The sequence below is a fragment of the Paenarthrobacter sp. CM16 genome (assembly GCF_013179505.1).
GTDB lineage: Bacteria > Actinomycetota > Actinomycetes > Actinomycetales > Micrococcaceae > Arthrobacter.
Map to the genome: position 1 here is coordinate 1 of NZ_JABMCX010000455.1, position 2471 is coordinate 2471.

Annotated in this window: 2 protein-coding genes and 1 pseudogene; 1 reads left to right on the plus strand and 2 read right to left on the minus strand. The window is 64.3% G+C overall.

Translation table 11 applies throughout. The features are described from left to right. The coding region (locus HP499_RS23340) for a transporter substrate-binding domain-containing protein (protein WP_172326435.1) at positions 1 to 459 on the minus strand (459 nt) is incomplete at its 3' end. Positions 460 to 469: 10 nt separating this feature from the next. Continuing rightward, positions 470 to 1774: an alpha-hydroxy acid oxidase gene (locus HP499_RS23345; RefSeq protein ID WP_172326436.1), complete on the minus strand. Its 1305-nt coding sequence runs from the start codon at positions 1772 to 1774 to the stop codon at positions 470 to 472. 126 nt (positions 1775 to 1900) lie between these two features. On the opposite strand from HP499_RS23345, the pseudogene HP499_RS23350 reads away from it, so the two are divergent. After that, positions 1901 to 2471 (plus strand): annotated as a pseudogene (locus HP499_RS23350) (PucR family transcriptional regulator); the annotation flags it as partial.

Here is a 2471-nt window from a genome sequence, read left to right on the forward strand (position 1 = left end):
AACAAAGTCCAGGACTTCCATGCGCTTCTCCGTAGGGGTCATGGAAGACACGGTCATGTCGTAACGGTTAGCCGCCAGGCCCGGAATGATGGAGTCGAAGTTGGCCACGTGGATGTCTACTTTGACACCCAATGCCTCGCCGATGAGGCGGGCCACGTCCGGGTTGGTCCCGGTCATTTCCTGCGTACCTTCGCGGTAGAACTGCGTCGGCTGCTCATTGGTGGGGATGGCAACGCGCAGCACCTTGGATGTCTTGATGGATTCCGGGAGGAGCTCGACGGCGGCTTGGTTCACTTCCAGCGCGGGAACTCCCGTGCCGGCTGCAGTGCCGCCGGAGGGGCCCGACGTCGAGGTGTTGCCGGCGGGGGTGCATGCCGTCACTGCCAGCAGGATTGCTGCCGTTGCGACGACGGAAGGTAAGGCACGTTGGGGCAGTTTTGGGGCGGAGACATTCTTCATCAGGGAGTCCTCAGATGTGAAAGGCCGTGGGAGCGGCCGCGGGGGTGGGGGTGAACTGGGTGGGTGTGGATGGGGTGCGGATGAAGGCTTCGTTGCGGTGCCGGATCAATTCCCGGCCTTCCGCCCGCAGTTCCTGGATGGTGGATACTCCGAGGAGCATCATGGTGCGGGTCATTTCGGATCGGAACATTTTCAGGACGTGAGCCACGCCGGCTTCCCCGGCGGCCGCCAGCCCGTAAAGATAGGGGCGCCCGATGGAGCAGGCATTGGCACCCAGTGCCAGCGCCTTAACCACATCCGAACCCCGGCGGATGCCGCCGTCGACGATGATTTCCACCTGCCCGGCAGCCCTCTCCACGATGTCCGGAAGGACATCCAGCGGAGCTGCCATATGGTCCAGTTGCCGTCCGCCGTGGTTGCTGACCTGGATGGCGTCGATGCCAAGGGCAACAGCCAGCGCGACGTCGTTCGGGTTGACGACGCCCTTGAGGATGATGGGCCCGTTCCAGCGTTCCCGTAGGTCCTGAATGTCGTCCCAATCCGTGGGCTCGTAGGAACCGGCCAGCAGCGTGCGCCACATGTCCGGGGAACTGGCCAGGGGGCCTTCCGGAATGTCGGCTTCCAGATTGGGGAAAGCTATGGCGTCGTTGGCCAGGAACCCCAGCGCCCAGGCAGGGTGCAGCATTCCCTCCACCACCGTTTTCGGCTTGATGGACGGGGGTGCAGTGAACCCGTTGCGGTAGTCGCGCTCGCGGTGGCCGATGGCCCGGCAGTCAACATTGACCAGCAGGGCTTCATAGCCGGCAGCGGACACCCTGTCCAGGACGGCCTGCAGCAGTCCTTTGTCCGGGGTGGGTTCCAGGTTGAACCATCGCCGAAGTCCCGGCGCTGCAGCACTGACGTCTTCCATGGTGGTGGTGCTGAGATGGGCCAGCCCATAGGGAATGCCCTCGGCGAGCGCTGCCCGGGCTGCCGCGGACTCACCCTCCGTGTGGAACAGCCGGGTGCCGCCGGTGGGCGAGAGCGTGATGGGCATGGAGACCGGACCGCCAAGGAGTGTTGAGCTGAGGTCGAAGTTGTCCACCGATCCCCATTTGGGAAGGAAGGACCAGTCCTCATAGGAAGACACATTGCGCCGAAGCGAGACCTCGTCCTCGCCTCCGCCCTCGATGTATTCGAAGATGCTCCGGGGCAGCCGCCTGGCCGCGAGTTTCCGCATGTCCTCCACGCTGAAGCATCTCCGGGCCAGCCGCTCCGCGGTGGAGCGGGCCGGTCCCTGCACCGAGGCGAGCGCCTTGATGTCTTTGAGTTTCATGGTTGTCCTCTGCGGTCCTGCCGGGCTTGCCGCCCAACTCCTTTCCCAATAGTGACGCAGATCTCACTCGCTCTATATGTGAGTTCCTCCACAAGATGCCAATACCCCTTGTGATAACGTCCAGCTATGGACGCAGCCCAGCAACCCGGGATCCAACAATCGGCGGTGCGGCTCTCCGATTGCATCCAGCTGATGCAAGCGGATCTGGTCCACGCCAACCCCACTCCGGAGAACCTCGGGCACCCGGTATCGGACGTGCTGATGTACGATCCCCTGGACCACTGGTCCAGCGTGGATGACCGCATCATCCTTGCCGTCGGGTGCACCTACGGCTCCCCGGATTTCGATCAGCTCCTCCACAGGGCAGCAAACAGCAACGCCGCCGCCGTGATCGTCAAAGCCCACGGCGCAAAGATGGAGCAACTCCGTTCCGCGGCCGTCGGCTACAGCCTGTCCGTCCTGGTGGCGCCGGACGACGCGGACTGGACACGGCTGGTGGCATTGGCCAGGGCATCCGTCATGGGAGCCGCCGCCGACTCCGTGGCCGGGGTCCGGCTGGGAGACCTCTACGCTTTCGCCAACGCCGCGGCCTCCATCACCAACGGCGCCGCCAGCATCGTGGATCCGCTGGGCCGCATCCTGGGCTATTCAACCTTGCCGGGCCAGCCCATTGATGAGCTCCGGCGCATCACTACCC

Bases quoted from the DNA above. Each gene is read 5' to 3' on its own strand.
- HP499_RS23345 (WP_172326436.1), bottom strand. From the start codon at position 1,774: ATGAAACTCAAAGACATCAAGGCGCTCGCCTCGGTGCAGGGACCGGCC.